16 protein-coding genes and 1 tRNA gene are annotated in these 18,001 nt (G+C 63.1%); 7 read left to right on the forward strand and 10 right to left on the reverse strand.

Annotated features, from left to right (window positions below; translation table 11 throughout):
• Positions 1–120: 120 nt before the first annotated feature.
• From NKH19_RS21370 to msrB, 4 genes are all read left to right on the forward strand, one after another.
• Entirely contained in the window at positions 121–660 is a 540-nt protein-coding gene (locus NKH19_RS21370; RefSeq protein WP_352870135.1) for a sigma-70 family RNA polymerase sigma factor, read from the forward strand.
• The gene (locus NKH19_RS21375) at positions 657–1,373 is read left to right on the forward strand and encodes an anti-sigma factor (RefSeq protein ID WP_352870136.1); all 717 of its coding nucleotides are present in this window, start codon (positions 657–659) and stop codon (positions 1,371–1,373) included. The genes NKH19_RS21370 and NKH19_RS21375 overlap by 4 nt, the downstream gene beginning before the upstream one ends.
• A gap of 221 nt (positions 1,374–1,594) precedes the next feature.
• Positions 1,595–2,152, forward strand: a complete 558-nt coding sequence (locus NKH19_RS21380) for a fasciclin domain-containing protein (protein WP_352982763.1) — start codon at positions 1,595–1,597, stop codon at positions 2,150–2,152.
• Between the two features lie 208 nt (positions 2,153–2,360).
• Complete coding sequence (msrB, locus tag NKH19_RS21385) at positions 2,361–2,864, forward strand: peptide-methionine (R)-S-oxide reductase MsrB (RefSeq protein ID WP_352870122.1); 504 nt, start codon at positions 2,361–2,363, stop codon at positions 2,862–2,864.
• Between the two features lie 114 nt (positions 2,865–2,978).
• Here the strand turns inward: msrB and NKH19_RS21390 are convergent, their stop codons facing one another.
• Complete coding sequence (locus NKH19_RS21390) at positions 2,979–4,571, reverse strand: DHA2 family efflux MFS transporter permease subunit (protein ID WP_352870123.1); 1,593 nt, start codon at positions 4,569–4,571, stop codon at positions 2,979–2,981.
• A gap of 22 nt (positions 4,572–4,593) precedes the next feature.
• On the reverse strand, positions 4,594–5,802 hold the full coding sequence (locus NKH19_RS21395; protein ID WP_352870124.1) for an HlyD family secretion protein: 1,209 nt from the start codon (positions 5,800–5,802) through the stop codon (positions 4,594–4,596).
• Positions 5,803–5,929: 127 nt separating this feature from the next.
• Between NKH19_RS21395 and NKH19_RS21400 the strand changes: the two genes are divergently transcribed.
• The gene (locus NKH19_RS21400) at positions 5,930–6,664 is read left to right on the forward strand and encodes a TetR/AcrR family transcriptional regulator (RefSeq protein WP_352870125.1); all 735 of its coding nucleotides are present in this window, start codon (positions 5,930–5,932) and stop codon (positions 6,662–6,664) included.
• A 62-nt stretch (positions 6,665–6,726) separates the two neighbouring features.
• Here NKH19_RS21400 and yihA read toward each other — a convergent pair whose 3' ends face one another.
• The 5 genes from yihA to rpmH form a co-directional block, all read right to left on the reverse strand.
• Positions 6,727–7,386, reverse strand: a complete 660-nt coding sequence (gene yihA / locus NKH19_RS21405; protein ID WP_352870126.1) for a ribosome biogenesis GTP-binding protein YihA/YsxC — start codon at positions 7,384–7,386, stop codon at positions 6,727–6,729.
• The gene (locus NKH19_RS21410) at positions 7,383–8,021 is read right to left on the reverse strand and encodes a CatB-related O-acetyltransferase (protein ID WP_352870127.1); all 639 of its coding nucleotides are present in this window, start codon (positions 8,019–8,021) and stop codon (positions 7,383–7,385) included. Before NKH19_RS21410 ends, yihA begins: the two co-directional genes overlap by 4 nt.
• 372 nt (positions 8,022–8,393) lie before the next feature.
• The gene (gene yidC, locus NKH19_RS21415) at positions 8,394–10,208 is read right to left on the reverse strand and encodes a membrane protein insertase YidC (RefSeq protein ID WP_352870128.1); all 1,815 of its coding nucleotides are present in this window, start codon (positions 10,206–10,208) and stop codon (positions 8,394–8,396) included.
• 14 nt (positions 10,209–10,222) lie between these two features.
• Entirely contained in the window at positions 10,223–10,576 is a 354-nt protein-coding gene (gene rnpA, locus NKH19_RS21420) for a ribonuclease P protein component (protein ID WP_352870129.1), read from the reverse strand.
• A 16-nt stretch (positions 10,577–10,592) separates the two neighbouring features.
• The gene (rpmH, locus tag NKH19_RS21425; protein WP_008833937.1) at positions 10,593–10,727 is read right to left on the reverse strand and encodes a 50S ribosomal protein L34; all 135 of its coding nucleotides are present in this window, start codon (positions 10,725–10,727) and stop codon (positions 10,593–10,595) included.
• A 279-nt stretch (positions 10,728–11,006) separates the two neighbouring features.
• Between rpmH and NKH19_RS21430 the strand changes: the two genes are divergently transcribed.
• Complete coding sequence (locus tag NKH19_RS21430; RefSeq protein WP_352870130.1) at positions 11,007–12,500, forward strand: ATP-binding protein; 1,494 nt, start codon at positions 11,007–11,009, stop codon at positions 12,498–12,500.
• Between the two features lie 284 nt (positions 12,501–12,784).
• A tRNA-Arg gene (locus tag NKH19_RS21435) sits at positions 12,785–12,861 on the forward strand.
• 10 nt (positions 12,862–12,871) lie between these two features.
• Here NKH19_RS21435 and NKH19_RS21440 read toward each other — a convergent pair.
• The 3 genes from NKH19_RS21440 to NKH19_RS21450 form a co-directional block, all read right to left on the reverse strand.
• The gene (locus NKH19_RS21440; protein WP_352870131.1) at positions 12,872–13,057 is read right to left on the reverse strand and encodes a hypothetical protein; all 186 of its coding nucleotides are present in this window, start codon (positions 13,055–13,057) and stop codon (positions 12,872–12,874) included.
• A 155-nt stretch (positions 13,058–13,212) separates the two neighbouring features.
• Positions 13,213–16,416, reverse strand: coding sequence for an efflux RND transporter permease subunit (locus NKH19_RS21445; RefSeq protein WP_352870132.1), 3,204 nt, complete (start codon positions 16,414–16,416; stop codon positions 13,213–13,215).
• Entirely contained in the window at positions 16,413–17,519 is a 1,107-nt protein-coding gene (locus NKH19_RS21450; RefSeq protein WP_352870137.1) for an efflux RND transporter periplasmic adaptor subunit, read from the reverse strand. The genes NKH19_RS21445 and NKH19_RS21450 overlap by 4 nt, the downstream gene beginning before the upstream one ends.
• Positions 17,520–18,001 lie beyond the last annotated feature (482 nt).

Below are 18,001 nucleotides of genomic sequence, written 5' to 3' on the forward strand. Positions count from 1 at the left end.
CCAGTGGCGACTTCATTAGCAATCGACGGGCGGATCCGGGCTGGCGACACGCAAAGCTTAGGCGTGCACAAGGTTATTTCCGCCGTTGCAAATACATCGCAATTGCCTAATTTGCCTGCGATGACGCCGCAGGACATCACCAAGCTGATCGTCCGGACTTCGATGAAGGATCGGGCCGCGTTCGATCTGCTCTACCGGCAGACCAGCGCGAAACTTTTCGGCGTCTGCCTTCGTGTATTGAACGACCGGGGAGATGCGGAAGAAGCTCTACAGGAAGTCTTCGTCAAGATATGGACGAAGGCGGATCGTTTTGCCGTCTCCGACCTGAGCCCGATCTCCTGGCTGGTGGCGATCGCGCGCAACCATGCGATCGATCGCATCCGAGCGCGGCGCAAGCCTGTCGCCGACATCGATGCCGCACTCGACGTGGCCGATCCGGCGCCGGGGCCTGAAGCGATGGCGGTGGCGGGAGACGAATCCGAACGCATCCACCATTGTCTCGATGAATTGGAGAAGGACCGGGCGGCGGCCGTCCGGGGTGCTTATCTCAAGGGCGAAAGCTATGCCGAACTGGCGCAGCGTCACGGCGTGCCGCTGAACACGATGCGTACATGGCTGCGCCGCAGCCTGTTGAAACTCAGAGAATGTCTGGAAAGATGACGCTGGCAGAAGACACAGGACCGGAACGTGGAGGCGACGACCTGCTCGCCGCCGAATACGTTCTCGGCGTGCTGGCTGCCGACGAACGCCAGATCGCCTCACGCCGCGTTGAAGCCGAGGCCGACTTCGCCCGTCTTGTCGACGGCTGGGAGGTCAATTTTTCGCCGCTTGCTGCCGCCTATCAGGACATCGAGCCGCCGGCTTCGATCAAGCTGGCGATCGACCGCAGGCTGTTTGCGTCCAGCGCTGCGACATCCGTCGAGCCGCGCAGTGGATTGTGGTCCAGTCTGGCCTTCTGGCGCGGCCTCGCCGCGGCGGCGGTCGCAGCGCTCGCGATCTACATTGCCGTGCCCATCCTGAACCCGCCGCTCGCGCAACCGCGCCTCGTCGCCTCACTGGCCGCCGAAGGCAGCGATGTCAAATATCTCGCCGTCTACGACGCCGCGCATCACGAGGTCGGCCTGTCGCACGTCTCCGGTGAGCGCGCCGCCGGCAAGGACTTCGAGCTGTGGATGATCGAAGGCAAGAACCCGCCGGTGTCGATGGGTGTCATTCCGGCAGGTGCTACGGCGCGCATCATCGTCCCGGCGGCAAGCCAGCAGAAGCTCGCCCAGGGCGCGGTGCTTGCGGTCAGCCTCGAGCCGTCTGGCGGTTCGCCGACCGGTCAGCCGACCGGACCGGTGGTCGCCGCGGGCGATCTGAAGAGCATCTGACCGGCTCTTGCGTCTGCCAACTCAAATAGCTTACCTGAAGTCTATCATTTTGCTGCGCATGCCTTAGTGAGCATATTCGTCGGAAACCGGCTGCATTCGGAAATGTACCTGGCAGCTAGATAAATAAAAAAATCACAATATTCCTGAAACTTGCGCATTCCTGTTCCGTATCTCCTCTCGTCCCAAAGATGGGAAGAGAAAAACCCGAGGAGTATTACATCATGCGCAGATTCGCCACCCTTTTGGTCGCTGGTACGATCGCCGTCTCCACCCTTGCAACCGTCGCCTATGCCAAAAATCCGACGGTCGGCGGCGCCGCAATGTATGCCAACAAGAACATCGTCGAAAACGCCGTGAACTCGAAGGACCACACGACGCTCGTCGCCGCCGTGAAGGCCGCCGGCCTGGTCGAGACGCTGCAGGGCGCCGGTCCGTTCACGGTGTTCGCGCCGACCAACGAAGCCTTCGCGGCACTTCCGGCCGGCACGGTCGAGACGCTGCTCAAGCCCGAGAACAAGGACAAGCTCACCAAAATCCTGACCTGCTATGTCATCGGCGCCAAGGCGATGGGAGCCGACGTCGCCTCGATGGCCAAGGCTGATGGCGGCACCCACAAGGTCAAGACTGTTGGCGGCTGCGAGCTGTCGCTCAAGGTCGACGGCGGCAAGGTCACCGTCACCGACGAGAACGGCAATGTCGCCAATGTGACGATCGCCGATGTCGAACAGTCCAACGGCGTCATCCACGTCATCGACAAGGTTCTTTTGCCCAAGATGTAACAACGGACTTGCAGCCGACGAACTGGCTGCAAGGCCTCCGTCGATTGCATGATCCCGCTCCCGGGATCCGCAATCGACCCGCGCGCTCCGCGCCGTCCACATCCAGATGTGGAACGGCGCGGGGTGTTCGTTCGAGGGCCACCGTCACCGGCTTTTGATTTCCGCACGGCGGTATAGTTTGGCAAAGAGACAACAGGAGGAATTGGTCATGAACCGTCGCGACTTTCTTTTGAGCGGTGTCGCCGCCATCGGCGTCGTCGGGGCCGCGGCAACGGTGCTGCGCATGAGCAATCCGCAGGCCGCGCAGGCCGCCGAAAAGTTCGAGGTCACCAAGACCGAAGCCGAGTGGAAAGCCATCCTGTCGCCGGCCGCATTCGACGTGCTGCGCAAGGGAGGCACGGAATATCCCGGCACCAGCCCGTTGCTCAACGAACACCGCAAGGGCATCTTTGCCTGCGCCGGCTGCGACCTGCCGGTCTATCCATCGGAAACGAAGTTCGATTCCGGCACCGGCTGGCCGAGCTTCTGGCAGGAGATCGCCAATGGCATCGGCAAGACCGTGGACAGGTCGCTTGGAATGACCCGCACCGAAGTGCATTGCCGCCGCTGCGGCGGCCATCTCGGCCACGTCTTCGACGACGGCCCGGCGCCGACCGGCCTGCGCCACTGCATCAACGGCGTGGCGCTGACCTTCAAGCCGGCCACGGCCTGAGACCATCCGCTGGAATACAAAAAACTCCGGGCTTGCGGCCCGGAGTTTTTTGCGCGGTCAGACATTTCGGGCGTGGACTGGAGGAGCTTCCCGAAACGATGTCCACGTTTGGTATCAGTGGCCGCCTCCACCGCCGCCAGCCGCGACCGGCTTGCGGATCAGCATGGTGAACAGCCCGAGCGTCGCAAACAGCATTGTCAGCATGAAGAACACGTCCATGAAGGACAGCAGCGCCGCCTGCTGATGGACCATGCCCGACAGCTTGGAGATCGCGGCATTTGTCGCGTTCAGGCCGGGGGTCTGCTCGAAATTGAGCGTCATGTTCCGCAGCTTGGACTGCGCGGCGTCACTGCCCCATTGCACATGCTCGGAGAGCCGTGCGTAGTGGAAGGCATTGCGGTCGATCAGCACCGTGTTGATCAGGGCGAGGCCGACGGCGCCACCAAGGTTGCGGGTGAGGTTGAACAGGCCGGACGCATTCTTCAACCGCTCCGGCGGCAGCGTGCCGAGCGCGATGTTGTTGATCGGCACCATGCACAGCATCATCGAACAACCACGCAGGATCTGCGGGATGAGCAGCTCGTAGAAATCCCAGTCGGCGGTCAGGTGGGTCATCCACCAGGTGCCGGTGGCGAAGCCGAAGAAGCCGATCATCATCATCAGCCGCGGGTCGATCTTGTTCGACAGGATGCCCGAGATCGGCGCAGTGAAGAACATGGCCAGTCCGCTGACGAACAGCGCCTCGCCGATCATCATCGAATCGTAGCCGCGGATGCGCCCGAGGAACACCGGGTACAAATAGGTCAGGCCGTAGAGGCCGATGCCGATGACGAAGGAAAACAGCGAGCCGAAGGCGAAGTTGATATTGGTGAAGGCCTTCAGATCGACGATCGGCTCCTCGGCGGTGAACACGCGCCAGAAGAACAGCACCCCGCCAATGGTCATGACGATGGCGCAGATGAAGACGCCCTGGTCCTGCAGCCAGTCGTTGTTCGGGCCTTCCTCGAGCACATATTCCATGCAGCCGAGGAAGGCCGCCATGCCGGCGAGGCCCCACCAGTCGAACTTGCTGAACAGCTTGAGATTGGGCTTGTCGAAGTCGATCAGCGTCCAGGCCGCCGTGGTCACCAGGATGCCGGGCACGACATTGACCAGGAAGAGCCAATGCCAGGACATGGCATGGCTGATATAGCCGCCGACGGTCGGGCCGATGGTCGGTGCCAGCGTCGCCACCAGGCCGATCATCGGCGACACGACGGCGCGGCGCGACGGCGGGAAGATGGTGAAGGCGGCAGCGAAGACGCTCGGGATCATGCCGCCGCCGATGAAGCCCTGGACGGCGCGGTAGACGATCATCTGGTCGATGTTGGTGGCGGTCGCGGCAAGGGCGCTGGCAGCGGTAAAACCCGCCGCCGAAATCGTGAACAGCACGCGCGTCGACAGCATCCGGCTGAGGAAGCCCGACAGCGGGATCATCACAACCTCGGCGATCAAATAGGCGGTCTGCACCCACGGGATTTCGTCGGAACTGGCGCTCAGGCCGGCCTGGATCTCGGCCAGCGAGGCGGAGACGATCTGGATGTCCAGGATGGCCATGAACATGCCGAACACCATCGCCAGGAAGGCGATGACGCGCCGTGTCGAGATGGTGTCGGGCACAGCCGGCCTTGCCGGCGGTGCTCCTGCTGTCAGGGTTGCGGTTGCCATGGCATTGCTCCCCGGCAGCCGCTCAGTTCGACGCGGCCGCCGACGCCGACGCCGACACGGATGGGGCGGTGCGGCTGTCGACGGCGACGACGACGCTGAGGCCGGCGCGCAGCTTGCCACTCTTCAGTGCGTCGGCGGGTACGTCGATGCGGACCGGAACGCGCTGCACGACCTTGGTGAAGTTGCCGGTGGCGTTTTCGGGCGGCAGCAGCGAGAACACGGCACCGGAAGCCGGCGCCAGCGACGAGACGGTTCCCTCGAAATCCTCGCCGTCGGTCGCATCGACCGAGATCTTGACCTTCTCACCCGGCACCAGCCGGGCAAGCTGCGTCTCCTTGAAGTTGGCGACGATGTAGAGCTTGTCCATCGGCACGATGACGGCAAGCTTCTGGCCGGGGCTGACGAGATCGCCCTGCTCCACGGAACGGTTGCCGACGACGCCGTCATAAGGCGCCTTGAGCACGGTGAAGGAGAGATCCCGCAAGGCCTTGTCGTGGCTGAGCTGCAAGGATGCGAGCGTGCTTGCCGATTCGGCGCGCTGTGCCTGCAGCACGCCAATATTGGCCTGCGCCGCGGCGATCTGCGCGTCGGCGCCGACAAGGGCTGCGTCGGCCTGCTGAACCGCCGTCTGGGCGTCGTCCAGCTGCGCCTGCGTGCCGACATGCGTCTTGAGCAGCTGCGAGGCGCGCGCCGCGACCTTGGCCGCATTGTCGGCGGAGGCCTGGTCGGCGACCTTCTGCGCCTGCGCCTGCTGCAGCGAGGCGCGCGCCGCGTCGGTCTGGGCGTCGATACGGTCGAGCGTCTTGCTCAATGTGGCGATCTGCGCCTCGGCCTGGGCGACGGCGATCTTGTAGTCGCCGTCGTCGACGACGAGCAGCGGTTCGCCGGCCTTGACCAGCTGGTTCTCGCTGACCTTGACCTGATCGACATAGCCGGAAATCTTGGGCGAGATGAACGCCATGTCGGCCTGGACATAGGCGTCGTCCGTCGAGATCATGAAGCGACCCGTGGTCCAGTAGTCGTAACCGTACCAGGCGCCGGCGCCCGGCAAGGCGACGCCGATGATGGGCAGCAGGAAGGAACGCACCGAGCGCTTCTTCTTGGCCGGAACCTCTACCGGTGGCGGCGATACCGCGGGCTGGACAGGTATTTCAGGTGCCTCCGTCGCCGGCGCGACCTTGGCGTTGGGGAAGGGACGGACTTCGGCTGATGTTGACGCGTTCGAGGACATGACATCTCTCTAATGTAATAGGACTGAACCGTTCGGTTCGATCAGGACGTTGACATAGCGCGTAAAGAAGACCATATCAAGTGCAATCGAACCGGACGGTTCGAATTATTTTCGAGGTGTGACCTTAATGGCCGAGACTCCGCCCAACGTCGAAACCGACCAGTGTGGCGATCTGCTGGACAGCTTGCGCCGTGGTCGCCCGGCGGCGGGGCAGGACCCGGTCAAGCGTAGTCAGATCATCGATGGCGCCCGGCGCGTCTTCATCGACAAGGGCTTCGAAGCGGCGTCGATGAACGACATCACCCGCGAGGCCGGAGTCTCCAAGGGCACGATTTATGTCTACTTCGCCAACAAGGAAGAGCTGTTCGAAGCGCTGATCGAGGAAGAGCGCGGCACCATCTTCAAGAACATGTACGACGTGCTGGACAAATCCGACGACCTGCGCGAGACGCTGGTGAAGTTCGGCAAGGTGCTGGCCCTCAAGATCACCTCGGCCAAGGTCATCCAGGCACAGCGCACGGTGATCGGCGCATCAGACCGGATACCCGACATGGGCGCGCGTTTTTACGAACGCGGTCCCAAGCGCGGTCACGACAAGGTCGCGGCCTTTCTCAATGCCGCCATCGAGCGCGACCTGCTGCGGATCGACGATGTCGATCTCGCCGCCTATCAGTTCACTGAATTGTGCCTGGCCGGTCTGTTCCGCCAGTGCATCTTCGCCTACCGCACCAAAGCCCCGACCCAGGATGAAATCGACCACATCGTCAGGTCAGGCGTCGGCATGTTCCTGAAAGCTTACGGCACCGAAAGGCTCGTGGCGGAAGAAGGCCATCAGACGATTGCCATCGAGGCCAAGCCTTAGCTTTTTGTTGCTGCGCATTTCCCAAGGGAAGGCGCTATGCGGCTTTCCCGGGAAAGCCGTTTCTATCCGCCATTGGCGGCAAGCACGATGGCGGCCTGCAATTCCTCGAGGCCCTCGGCCTTTTCCGAAGATGTCGCCAGAACGAACGGAAACGCCGCCGGCCGCTTCTTGATTTTTGCCAGCGTCTCCTCGATCAGCCGCGGCACGCCCGCAGCCTTGATCTTGTCGGTCTTGGTCAGCACGATCTGATAGGACACCGCCGCCTTGTCGAGCAGCGACAGCACTTCATCGTCCTTGGCCTTGATGCCGTGTCTGGCGTCGATCAGCACATAGACCCGCTTCAGCGTGACGCGGCCCTTGAGATAGTCGAAGACCAGCTTGGTCCACTCGTCTACCTTCTCCTTCGGCGCGGTGGCGTAGCCGTAGCCCGGCATGTCGACCAGCGCCAAGGGCGGCAGGTCGGCACCCTCGCCCGAAAACCCATCCGGCACGAAATAGTTGAGCTCCTGCGTGCGCCCCGGGGTGTTGGAGGTCCGGGCCAGCCCCTTCTGGTTGACCAGCGCGTTGATCAGCGACGACTTGCCGACATTCGAGCGGCCGGCAAAAGCGATTTCCGGCGGTCCTTCCGGCGGCAGGAATTTCATTGCCGGCACGCCGCGAATGAATATCCATCCCCGTGTAAACAGTTCGGTGCCGATCGTGCTGCTGTTCAGAGCTTTCAAGCTGCTGCCTCCAGAAGAGAAATATTGGCACCCCGGATAGCGTCGAGGTTGCGGCTGATCTTATCCACCGGCCAGTCCCACCACGCCACTGCCAGCAGCCGCCTGATCGTGCGGTCGTCGAAACGCATCTTCACCACCTTGGCCGGGTTGCCGGCGACGATTGCATAGGGCGGGGCGTCGTGCGTGACCACCGATTTCGCGGCAATGATGGCGCCATGACCGAGGTCCACCCCGGGCAGGATCACCGCCTCCATGCCGATCCAGACGTCGTTGCCGACGATCGTGTCGCCACGAACCTCCTTCGACCAGGTCGCCGGGTCAAAACCCTTTTCCCAGCCATGGCCGAAAATGTTGAACGGGTAGGTCGAAAAGCCGGACATTGCGTGGTTGGCGCCATTCATGATGAAGCGCGCACCCTCGGCGATGGCGCAGAACCTGCCGATGATGAGCTTGTCGCCAATGAACGGGTAATGATGCAGGACGCATTTTTCAGCGAATTTGTCCGGCCCGTCGGGGTCGTCGTAATAGGTGTAATCGCCGATCTCGATGTTCGGCGCGTTCACCAGTGCCTTGAGGAAGCCGACGCGGGTATGCATCGGGATCGGGTGCTTGATGTCTGGGTTGGGTCCGTCCATGTCGAAGTCCGTCAAAGAATTGGCCGCCTGGCGCCGAGCGAAGTTCGCACGCGCCTATTCAAAATAGCGTGATCCGCCCTATAGCACCAATCGGCTGACGAGCGAGCTTTCCATGGCGGCTCTGCTCATTTGCTGCGGCACGCAGGCCAAGGTCGATGACAGCGCCATCAAGGAGCGATCTCCTCGAGCAGTCGGCACCTGCCCAAAGGCGTGCCCAAGCGCATGCCGCGGGGAATGGCGATGCGCAGTTTCGAGGCGCGGCCGCCAAAGTTTCGCCGGATATTGGAAATCGGTCGGAATGGGATGTCCCACCAATGAAAAAGCCCCGGGCGCGTGAACCCGAGGCTTCTTGAGCCCGCAAAGGCACCCCCGCTATTCCGCCGGTGACGGTTTCTTCCGGAACAGCGCGACCAGATTGTCCCACAGCTCGATCTTGGCGCCCTGGCGCTTCATGATCACGCCTTGCTGGAGGATCGACAGCGTGTTGTTCCAGGCCCAGTAGATGACGAGGCCGGCCGGGAAACCCGCCATCATGAAGGTGAAGATGACCGGCATCCAGGTGAAGATGGCCGCCTGCGTCGGGTCCGGCGGCGTCGGGTTCATGCGCATCTGCAGGAACATGGTGACGCCCATGATCAGCGGCCAGACGCCGATCATCAGCATGTGCGGCAGCGTGAGCGGAACGAGGCCGAACAGGTTGAAGATCGAGGTCGGATCGGGTGCCGCCAGATCCTGGATCCAGCCGAAGAACGGCGCGTGCCGCATCTCGATGGTGATGTAGAGCACCTTGTAGAGCGAGAAGAAGACCGGGATCTGCAGCGCCACCGGCCAGCAGCCGGCGAGCGGGTTGATCTTCTCGGTCTTGTACAGCTCCATCATCGCCTGCTGCTGCTTCATCTTGTCGTCCGCGTATTTCTCGCGGATCTCGAGCATCTTGGGCTGCACCTTTTTCATGTTCGCCATCGACGCATAGGACTTGTTGGCGAGCGGGAAGAAGATGGCCTTGACGATGACGGTGGTGGCGAGGATCGCCAAGCCGAAATTGCCGAAGAATTTGTAGAGGGTGTCGATCAGCCAGAACATCGGCTTGGTGATGAAGTGGAACCAGCCCCAATCGATCAACAGGTCGAACCGCTTGATGTGGCGGTCTTCCGCATAGGCATTGATCTTGCCGACTTCCTTGGCGCCGGCGAAGATTTCGCTCTCCACGGTCGCCGACTGACCGGCATCGACGTTGATCGGGTCGGTCAGGAAGTCGGACTGGTACCGGTGGCGGCCGTCCTCGAAATAGGCGTAGCGCGGCTGGAACGGCTGCTTCTCCGTCGGCACCAGCGTCACCGCCCAGTATTTGTCGGTGATGCCGAGCCAGCCGTCGGTCGACTTGCCCGGCGTGGCCTGCTTGTCCTTCTCGATGGACGCGTATTTGTGTTCCTGCAGGCCTTCGGTGCCGGTGAAGCCTATCAAGCCCTCGTGCAGCACATAGGTGCTGGCGACGAGCGGCTTGTCGAAACGGGTGACGCGGCCGTAATTGGACAGCGAGACCGCGGCCGTGCCCGAATTCTGCACCGTGTCGGAAACCGTGAACATGTAGTTGGTATCGACGGAAAAGGTGCGCTTGAAGGTCAGGCCCTTGTCGTTCGAATAGGTCAGCGTGACCGGCGTCGTCGGCGTCAGCGTCGCATTGCCGTCGACGGCCCATACAGTCTCGGGACCAGGCACCGCGCCGGTCTTGTCGTTGCCGACGAAGCCGATCTCGGCGTAATAGCCATTGGGGAGTGCCGCCGGGTTGAGCAGGCTGATCTCGGGCGAGCTCTTGTCGACCGTCTCGGTGTAGTGCTTGAGCTTGAGGTCGTCGAGACGGGCGCCGGTCAGGTTGATCGAACCCTCGAGGCTCGGCGTATCGATCTTGGCGCGGGTCGTCGTGGCCAGCGCCTGTTCGCGGCCGGCCGGCGTCACGGCATCTGTGCCGGGTGCGTTCGGAATGGCGCCAGGAGCAGCGGGGGTTCCGGTGTCAGTGCCGGGATTGGTGCCCTGGGCCGCCTTCTTCTGCTCCTCGACGCGCTGCTGTTCGACGCGGGCCGCCTCGCGCTGGGCTTCGCCGCGCGGCAACACATAAAAATATTGCCATACGGCCAGGATCAGCACCGACAGCGCGATGGTGATGAAGAAGTTCCGGTTGTTTTCCATCGAAAGCCTTTGGCCTATCGTGTTCCGCGCAGTCGGCGGGAGAGTTCGGCCTTCAACTGGCCGAACGGAATGGTAAGCACGTCTTCGCGCCCGACGATGACATAGTCATTGCCAGGCGCCATGTCACATACCGCGTGCGTACGCACGGCTTCTCGCAGCCGCCGGCGGACGCGGTTGCGGACAACCGCATTGCCGACCTTCTTGGTGACGGTGTAGCCGACGCGCGGCGACTGGCCGTCACCGCGGTCGAGAACCTCAACGAGAAAAAGCCGCCCACGTCGCTTTTCGCCACGACGGACGGCCAGGAATTCCGCGCGCTTCAGAAGCCGCTTGGGATTTGGTCCCACTGGCTTGCCGGTTGCGGGCAACGATCTCGTCTTCCGTTCAGGCGCTGAGCCGCTTGCGGCCGCGATTGCGGCGAGCTGCGACGACGCCGCGACCACCCTTGGTGGCCATGCGGGCACGAAAGCCGTGCCGACGTTTGCGGACGAGTTTGGACGGTTGGTAGGTACGCTTCATTTGTTTTAATACCGCGGGGTGCGGCCCTTCTTGATTCTGTCACTGTGTAACAGGAGCTTTGCCGGGCCGTTTTTGGCGCGATCGAAACCGCGCCGGGACGAATGGCCCGAGCGTGTGCGGGCTTATAGAAAGAAGGCTTTTGGAAGTCAATCCGGCGTCGTCGGACCGAAACCCCGGCGTCGTCCAAGTCGGTTTATGTTTCCGGCAAGGATGAAATTGGCAAAAAAGCCGTAATCGCCTAATCTGCGTTGATCAAGTGATTGTGAAGACATGGACCGCATGAGCGAAACCACACAAGCGCAGGAAGGGATCGGCACGGCGGCGCCAACCATCGTGCGCACGGTGCCGCTGTCGCGCGGCCTGTCGACCAAGCTGCTGCTGCTCACCATCATCTTCGTGCTGCTGGCGGAAGTGCTGATCTTCCTGCCCTGGATCGCCAGCTACCGGCTGAACTGGCTGAAGGAGCGGCTGAGCACGGCGGCGGCTGTGTCGATCGTGCTGGTGCAGGGCGAATCCACCTCTTTGTCACGCGCCGCCCAGAACGACGTGCTGATGGCGATCGGCGCCAAGGCGATCGCGGTGCGCGACGGCGGCGTTTCGCGGCTGCTGGTGGTTGCCGAAATGCCGCCGAAGGTCGACGAACACATCGATATCGCCGGCATCGGCATGATCAAAGGCATGACCGGCGCGCTCGACACGCTGTTTTTCGGCGGCGATCGGATGCTGCGCGTTTTCGGGCCTGTCGGCGACTCGGACAAGGAGTTCGAGCTGATCATGCCGGACAACAGCCTGCGCAATGCGATGCTGCGATATTCGCGCAATGTCGCCTTCGTCTCGCTGCTGATCTCACTGTTCACCGCAATGCTGGTCTATGCCGCGATCGACCTGATCATGATCGGGCCGATCCGGACGATGACGCGCTCGATGCTGTCGTTTTCCGAAGCCCCCGACGATCCCGGGCGCATCATCCACCCGGCCGCCCGCGCCGACGAGATCGGCGTTGCCGAGCGCGAACTGTCGCAGATGCAGGAGCGCCTGCAAAAGATGCTCTCCGAGCAGAAGCACCTTGCCGACCTCGGCCTTGCCGTCTCCAAGATCAACCATGACATGCGCAACATCCTGGCCTCGGCGCAGCTAATGTCGGACCGCCTGCGCCTGGTCAAGGACCCGACCGTGCAGGCCTTCGCGCCGAAGCTGCTTCGCGCGCTCGACCGAGCGGTGTCCTATTCAGAAGGCGTGCTCGCCTATGGCCGCACGCAGGAGCCGCCACCGGCGCGCCGGCGCTTGAGGCTGCGCCAGCTGGTCGAGGACGTGCACGGCCTGCTCGACATCGGGCAGGGCATCGAGTTCGTCAATTCCGTCGAGCCGACCTTCGAGGTGGACGCCGATTCCGATCAGCTGTTCCGCGTGCTCACCAATTTGTGCCGGAATTCCGTGCAGGCGATGGCGGCAGACAGTGAGAGCGCCCTCGTGCGGCGCCTGGCGGTGTCGGCCGTGCGCCTGGGCAGTGTCAGCCGCATCGCCGTCAGCGACACCGGACCGGGCCTACCGCCCAAGGCGCGGGAGAACCTGTTCGCGGCGTTCCGCGGCTCGGCCCGCAGCGGCGGCACCGGCCTTGGGCTGGCGATCGCGCACGAACTGATCCGGGCGCATGGCGGCACGGTGGAGCTGGTCGAGAGCATTGGCGGGCGCACCACATTCGCGGTCACCATTCCCGACCAGCCGGTCCGGCTCGACCAGGCGCGCAGCAACGGCCTGCGCCGCCCGGCATGAGATATATTGATATTCAGCTGAGGCCGGCCTGCAAACGGCGGTTTCCTGCGCTTCCGGTGCTCACGTACCAAAAGTACGCTCCGCTCCGGTTCTCGGACCCCACCGTTTTCGACTCGGCCTGAGCTGAATCTCAACACACCTCAATCTGCACTCGCGAAAGCAGTTGTGCAAAACTTTTGCCGGATCGGCTTGCTTTTCCGAAATTCAGTCGCTAGGGAACACGTCTCGTCGCGACCGGTCGTTCACGATCGGATCGCGGGGTCATGGAAAGCATGGCCTGTTGCGCGCCCGTAGCTCAGCTGGATAGAGCACCAGACTACGAATCTGGGGGTCAGGAGTTCGAATCTCTTCGGGCGCGCCAATTTCCGCCATTACAGAACAAAAGTGGGCACCGCAGAGATGGCGGCAGCTTTGCGCCCCATCTCGGCCGTAGAGATCAGCTTCTCCGCGTCCTGAAAGCAGACATCGCAAGCGAGGACTCCGGAGGTCGCGGTTGCGCCCTCAAGCCCCGCCTGGTCGACCAGATAAAAGATCGCATTGGCCTCGCCGCCCGGCATCGTCTCGCTGAACTGGATGCGGCTGTTGGGCTGGATCAGACCGAGCAGGGTCTCCGCCGCACCTCGACGCCGAGGTCGCGCAGATCGTGGCCGTTGCCGCGCCGCGCCGATTTTCTGGAGTGATAAGCCGCGCCCGACGCGGCGAATTCGTAACCCTACTCGGCGGCCGTCTCCGTTGGCGCCTCTGCCGGCCCCGAAGGCTCGGCCTCGGCACGGGGCATGCGCCGTGAAAACAGCGACCTGAGCGTGACGTAGAACACCGGCGTCAGGAACAGGCCGACGAAGGTGACGCCGAGCATGCCGGAGAACACCGCGGTGCCGAGCGACTGGCGCATTTCTGCGCCCGGGCCCGTTGCGATCATCAGCGGCACGACGCCGAGGATGAACGAGAAGGCGGTCATCAGGATCGGCCGCAGCCTGAGCCTGCAGGCTTCGACGGCAGCCTCGGCAGCCGACAGCCCGCGTTCCTGCGCCTGCCGCGCGAATTCGACGATCAGGATCGCGTTCTTGGCGGCAAGCCCGGTCAGCACGATGAGGCCGATCTGCACGAGGATGTTGTTGTCCAGCCCTCGCAACGACACGCCGAGCAGCGCCGCGAGCACGCCGAGCGGCACCACCAGCACAATGGCGAACGGCAGCACCCAGCTTTCATATTGCGCCGCCAGCGCCAGGAACACGAACAGCACCGACAGTCCGAAGATATAGACAGCGGCATTGCCGGTGTTGCGCTCCTGATAGGCGAGCTCGGTCCATTCATAGGAGGTACCGGCCGGCAGCGTCTTTGCCGTGATCCCTTCCATCAATGCCAGGGCGTCACCCGTGGAAACGCCGGGCGCGGCGTTGCCCTGCAGCGGCACCGAGACGTACATGTTGTAGCGCTGGACCAGCGCCGGGCCGGTGACGTCGCGGATCTCGATCAATGTGCCGAGCGGAACCAGCGCGCCGGTCGCCGAGCGCACCTTCAGTTTCAAGATGTCGGCGCGATCGAGGCGGAACGCCTGGTCGGCCTGCGCCCGCACCTGGTAGACGCGCCCGAAAGCGTTGAAGTCGTTGACGTAGGCGGTGCCCAAATTGATCGACAGCGTCTCGAAGATGTTGGGGATCGGCACATTCAGGATGCGCGCCTTGTCGCGATCGATCGCCAGGAAGAATTGCGGGCTCGACGCTGAGAAGGTGGTGAACACGCCCGTCAGCCCCGGCGTCTTGTTGGCCTTGCCGGCGATTTCGTAGGCAAGCGCCAGGATCTGCCGCATGTCGGCGCTGTTGCGCTCCTGGATCTGCAGCTTGAAGCCGCCGGCATTGCCGACGCCGCGGATCGGCGGCGGCGGCAGTGCGATAATGAAGGCTTCCTTGATGCTTTGCAGGCTGCCGAACAGATTGCCGATGACCTGGGTCGCCGACTGGCCGGCTTTCAGTCGCTCGTGAAACGGCTTGAACCTGGCGAAGATCACACCCGCGTTGCTGGCGTTGGTGAAGGTCGCGCCGGAGAAACCGGCGAAGGCGACTGCGTAGTCGACGCCTGGCGTTTTCTGGATGATCTGCGATGCCTGCTGGATGACCGCGTCGGTCCTCGACAGCGAGGCGCCATCCGGCAACTGGACGACGACGATCGCATAGCCCTGGTCGAGCGACGGAATGAAACCGCGCGGCACAGCCTGCACCATGTAGACCGTGGCGTAGATGAGGGCCGCGAAAACGGCCAGCATGGCGGCGATCGTTATCCACGAGCCGACCAGCACGCGGACGATGCTCGAATACCAGTGGGCGACCCTGTCGAAGCCGCGATTGAAGCCGTCGGCGAGCGCCCGTCCGAACCGCGCCAGGAAAAAGCGCGGCGGCGCCGCCGCGGCGTGGTGCGGCTTGAACAGTAGTGCGGCCAGCGCCGGCGAAAGCGTCAGCGAATTGAATGCCGAGATCGCCGTCGACACCGCGATGGTGATCGCAAACTGCAGATAGAACTGCCCGGAAATGCCGGGGATGAAGGCTGTCGGTACGAACACGGCTATCAGCACCAGCGAGATCGCGATGACGGCCGTTCCGACTTCGTCCATGGTCAGGTGCGACGCCGGATTGGGCGCCAGCCCACTGGCGATATTGCGCTCGACGTTTTCGACCACGACGATCGCATCGTCGACGACGATGCCGATCGCCAGAACGAGGCCGAACAGAGTCAGCATGTTGAGCGAGAAGCCGGCGGCGTAAAGCACCGCCAGCGTGCCGATCAGCGACACCGGGATTGCCACGATCGGCACGATCGCCATGCGCCACGATTGCAGGAAGACGATGATGACGATGATGACCAGCAGCATCGCCTCGAGGATCGTCTTGTAGACCTCCTGGATCGACTCGGCGACGAACTCGGTCGGATTGTAGACGATGTCGTAGCTCAATCCCTTCGGGAAGTCTTGGGAAAGCTCCTTCATCTTGTCCTGGATCTCCGCGGCTGCGGCGAGCGCATTGGTGCCCGGCCGCTGGAAGATGGCGAGCGCCACCGCCGGTTTGCCGTTGAGATAGGAGTTGGTGACGTAATCCTTGGCGCCGAGCTCGATGCGCGCCACGTCCTGCAGCGAGATCAGGCGGCCGTCGTCGGTCGATTTGACGATCACGTATCGGAAGTCGCGTGCGTCGTTGAAGCGGCCTTGCGTGGTGACCGTGTATTGGAACGCCGTGCCGGTGTTGGTCGGTGGCGCACCGATCGAGCCGCCCGACACCTGGACGTTCTGGTCGCGCAGCGCCTGCACCACATCGCCCGAGGTCATCCCCAGGGCGGACAGTTTTTCCGGATCGAGCCAGATGCGCAGCGAATATTCGCGTTCGCCGAAGATGATGAGGTCGCCGACGCCATCTAGTCTGAGCAGTATGTCGCGCACCCGCGAGCGGGCGTAGTTCGAGACGTAGAGCTGGTCGTAGGTATTGTCGGGCGACAGCATGTGCACGACCATCATCAGGTCGGGCGAGCTCTTGGTGGTGGTGATGCCGAGGCGGCGGACTTCTTCGGGCAGGCGCGGCTCGGCGACCGACACGCGGTTCTGCACCAGCACCTGCGCCTGGTCGAGATCGGTGCCCAGCTTGAAGGTGATGGTCAGCGCCATCGCCCCGTCGCCCGACGAATAGGACGACATGTAGAGCATGCCCTCGACGCCGTTGATCTCCTGCTCGATCGGCGTTGCCACCGTCGCTGCGACCGTCTCGGCGTCGGCGCCCGGATACTGCGCGCGAACGACGATGGTCGGCGGCGCGATCTCGGGATATTGCGCGACCGGCAGCTGGGTATAAGCAATCCCGCCGAGGATCAGCAGGACGATCGAAACGACCGATGCGAAGATCGGACGGTCGACGAAGAAATGTGCGAACCTCATTGCTGCAACCCGGCGGTCTCGACCTTGGGCGGCAACGTCACCATCTCGGCCTTCACCTTGGTGCCGGGCCTGGCGTGCATCAGCCCGTTGACGATGATCGTCTCGTCGCCGGTCAGGCCCGCGCGGATCACCCGGTAGCCGTCGAGAAGCGGGCCGGTGCGCACGGGCTTCGCCGACACCGTCCCGGCCTCATCCACCAGGAACACGATACGCCGATCCTGATCGGCGCCGATCGCCTCGTCGGGCACCAGCACGCCGCTATGCGGCAGCGACCCCGGCACGTTGATGCGCCCGAACATGCCTGGCTGGAGAATGCCGTCGGCGTTGGGAAAGCTTGCACGCACCCGCATGGTGCCGGTCGCGTTGTCGATCCGGTTCTCGGCAAAATCGAGCTTGCCTTTGAATACCGCCTCCGCGCGGTCGGCGACGCGAACCACCACCTCGAGCCCGCCGGCGCCCTCCTGCATGCTGCCGCCACGCTGCTTCGCGTCGCGAGCGTAGCTGAAATACAGGCGCTCATCGACGTCGAAATAGAAGTCGATCGGATCGCGCGTAACGATGGTCGTTAGCAAGGTGGAATCCGGCTGCACGAGGTTGCCGACCGACACCAGCCGGCGGTCGATGCGGCCGGACAAGGGCGCCTTGATCTCGGTGAATTCCATGTTCAGGCTGGCCGTCGTCAGCGCAGCCGTCGCGCCCTGCATCTGCGCCTGCGCCGAAAGGTATTCCCGCCGGCGGTCGTCGACCGTCGCGGTTGAGATATTGCCGGTCTTGGCGAGTTCGTCGGCGCGATCCAGCTGCATCTTGGAGAATTCGAGCAGACTCTTGGCGACGTCAACTTGCGACTTTGCGGCATCATAAGCCGCCTGGTACGGACGCTGGTCGATGGTGAAGAGCAGGTCGCCCTTGTTGACCAGTGCGCCGTCCTGGAAGCTGACCTTGTCCAGATAGCCGCTGACGCGCGAACGGACGGCGACCTGGTCGACGGCTTCGAAGCGCCCGACGAACTCGTCGTCTTCGACGATTTTACGGACCACCGGCTTGGCCGCCGTCACCACGGGTAGCTGCTGGTCCTGCGCAAACGCTGTGCTGCTGAAAGCCATGCCGAGCAGGAATGCCGCCGACACGGCGGCGCGGGCAAGCCAGCCGGCCGATCGACAGGTTCGCCCGCCCGCGTCGCGATGCAATTGCCCATTCCTTGGGCTGTCCATTTGCGTCCCCCATTCGCTGGACCCGGGAGGTCGGTTGATCCGCTTCTACGCTCAGGCTTCTCGTCGAGATCAGAGCACTGCAGTATTGTGCATGGCAACGTGATCATTTTCCATGTGCGCTGAAATGTCCACCCTGTGGCTGCCCCGCCACCCGCCACTGGCGACGCAGATCCACCGGGCGGTCCGGGACGCCATTGAGACGGGGTGGCTAGACCCGGGAGCAGACCTTGGTCCCGTCGGGCTGAACGTCCGCAATCATTCTTCAAACGTTAAAGCCGTCATTCCGCTATCGTGAAGAGTTTCGGGCGCCGGCAGGCGTACGAAAGTCCCCGAGGAAGGAACCCGCGGGCCACAGTCGATGGCTATGGGGATTT

It is taken from the genome of Mesorhizobium sp. M1338, assembly GCF_040318045.1.
In the GTDB taxonomy this organism is placed as follows: domain Bacteria; phylum Pseudomonadota; class Alphaproteobacteria; order Rhizobiales; family Rhizobiaceae; genus Mesorhizobium.

What these genes read in the sequence shown, in the direction of transcription:
- NKH19_RS21370 (WP_352870135.1), top strand. Translation starts at nt 121, where the DNA reads ATGACGCCGCAGGACATCACCAAGCTGATCGTCCGGACTTCGATGAAG.
- NKH19_RS21375 (WP_352870136.1), top strand. Translation starts at nt 657, where the DNA reads ATGACGCTGGCAGAAGACACAGGACCGGAACGTGGAGGCGACGACCTG.
- NKH19_RS21380 (WP_352982763.1), top strand. Translation starts at nt 1,595, where the DNA reads ATGCGCAGATTCGCCACCCTTTTGGTCGCTGGTACGATCGCCGTCTCC.
- msrB (WP_352870122.1), top strand. Translation starts at nt 2,361, where the DNA reads ATGAACCGTCGCGACTTTCTTTTGAGCGGTGTCGCCGCCATCGGCGTC.
- NKH19_RS21390 (WP_352870123.1), bottom strand. Translation starts at nt 4,571, where the DNA reads ATGGCAACCGCAACCCTGACAGCAGGAGCACCGCCGGCAAGGCCGGCT.
- NKH19_RS21395 (WP_352870124.1), bottom strand. Translation starts at nt 5,802, where the DNA reads ATGTCCTCGAACGCGTCAACATCAGCCGAAGTCCGTCCCTTCCCCAAC.
- NKH19_RS21400 (WP_352870125.1), top strand. Translation starts at nt 5,930, where the DNA reads ATGGCCGAGACTCCGCCCAACGTCGAAACCGACCAGTGTGGCGATCTG.
- NKH19_RS21410 (WP_352870127.1), bottom strand. Translation starts at nt 8,021, where the DNA reads ATGGACGGACCCAACCCAGACATCAAGCACCCGATCCCGATGCATACC.
- yidC (WP_352870128.1), bottom strand. Translation starts at nt 10,208, where the DNA reads ATGGAAAACAACCGGAACTTCTTCATCACCATCGCGCTGTCGGTGCTG.
- rpmH (WP_008833937.1), bottom strand. Translation starts at nt 10,727, where the DNA reads ATGAAGCGTACCTACCAACCGTCCAAACTCGTCCGCAAACGTCGGCAC.
- NKH19_RS21430 (WP_352870130.1), top strand. Translation starts at nt 11,007, where the DNA reads ATGAGCGAAACCACACAAGCGCAGGAAGGGATCGGCACGGCGGCGCCA.
- NKH19_RS21440 (WP_352870131.1), bottom strand. Translation starts at nt 13,057, where the DNA reads ATGCCGGGCGGCGAGGCCAATGCGATCTTTTATCTGGTCGACCAGGCG.
- NKH19_RS21445 (WP_352870132.1), bottom strand. Translation starts at nt 16,416, where the DNA reads ATGAGGTTCGCACATTTCTTCGTCGACCGTCCGATCTTCGCATCGGTC.
- NKH19_RS21450 (WP_352870137.1), bottom strand. Translation starts at nt 17,519, where the DNA reads ATGGCTTTCAGCAGCACAGCGTTTGCGCAGGACCAGCAGCTACCCGTG.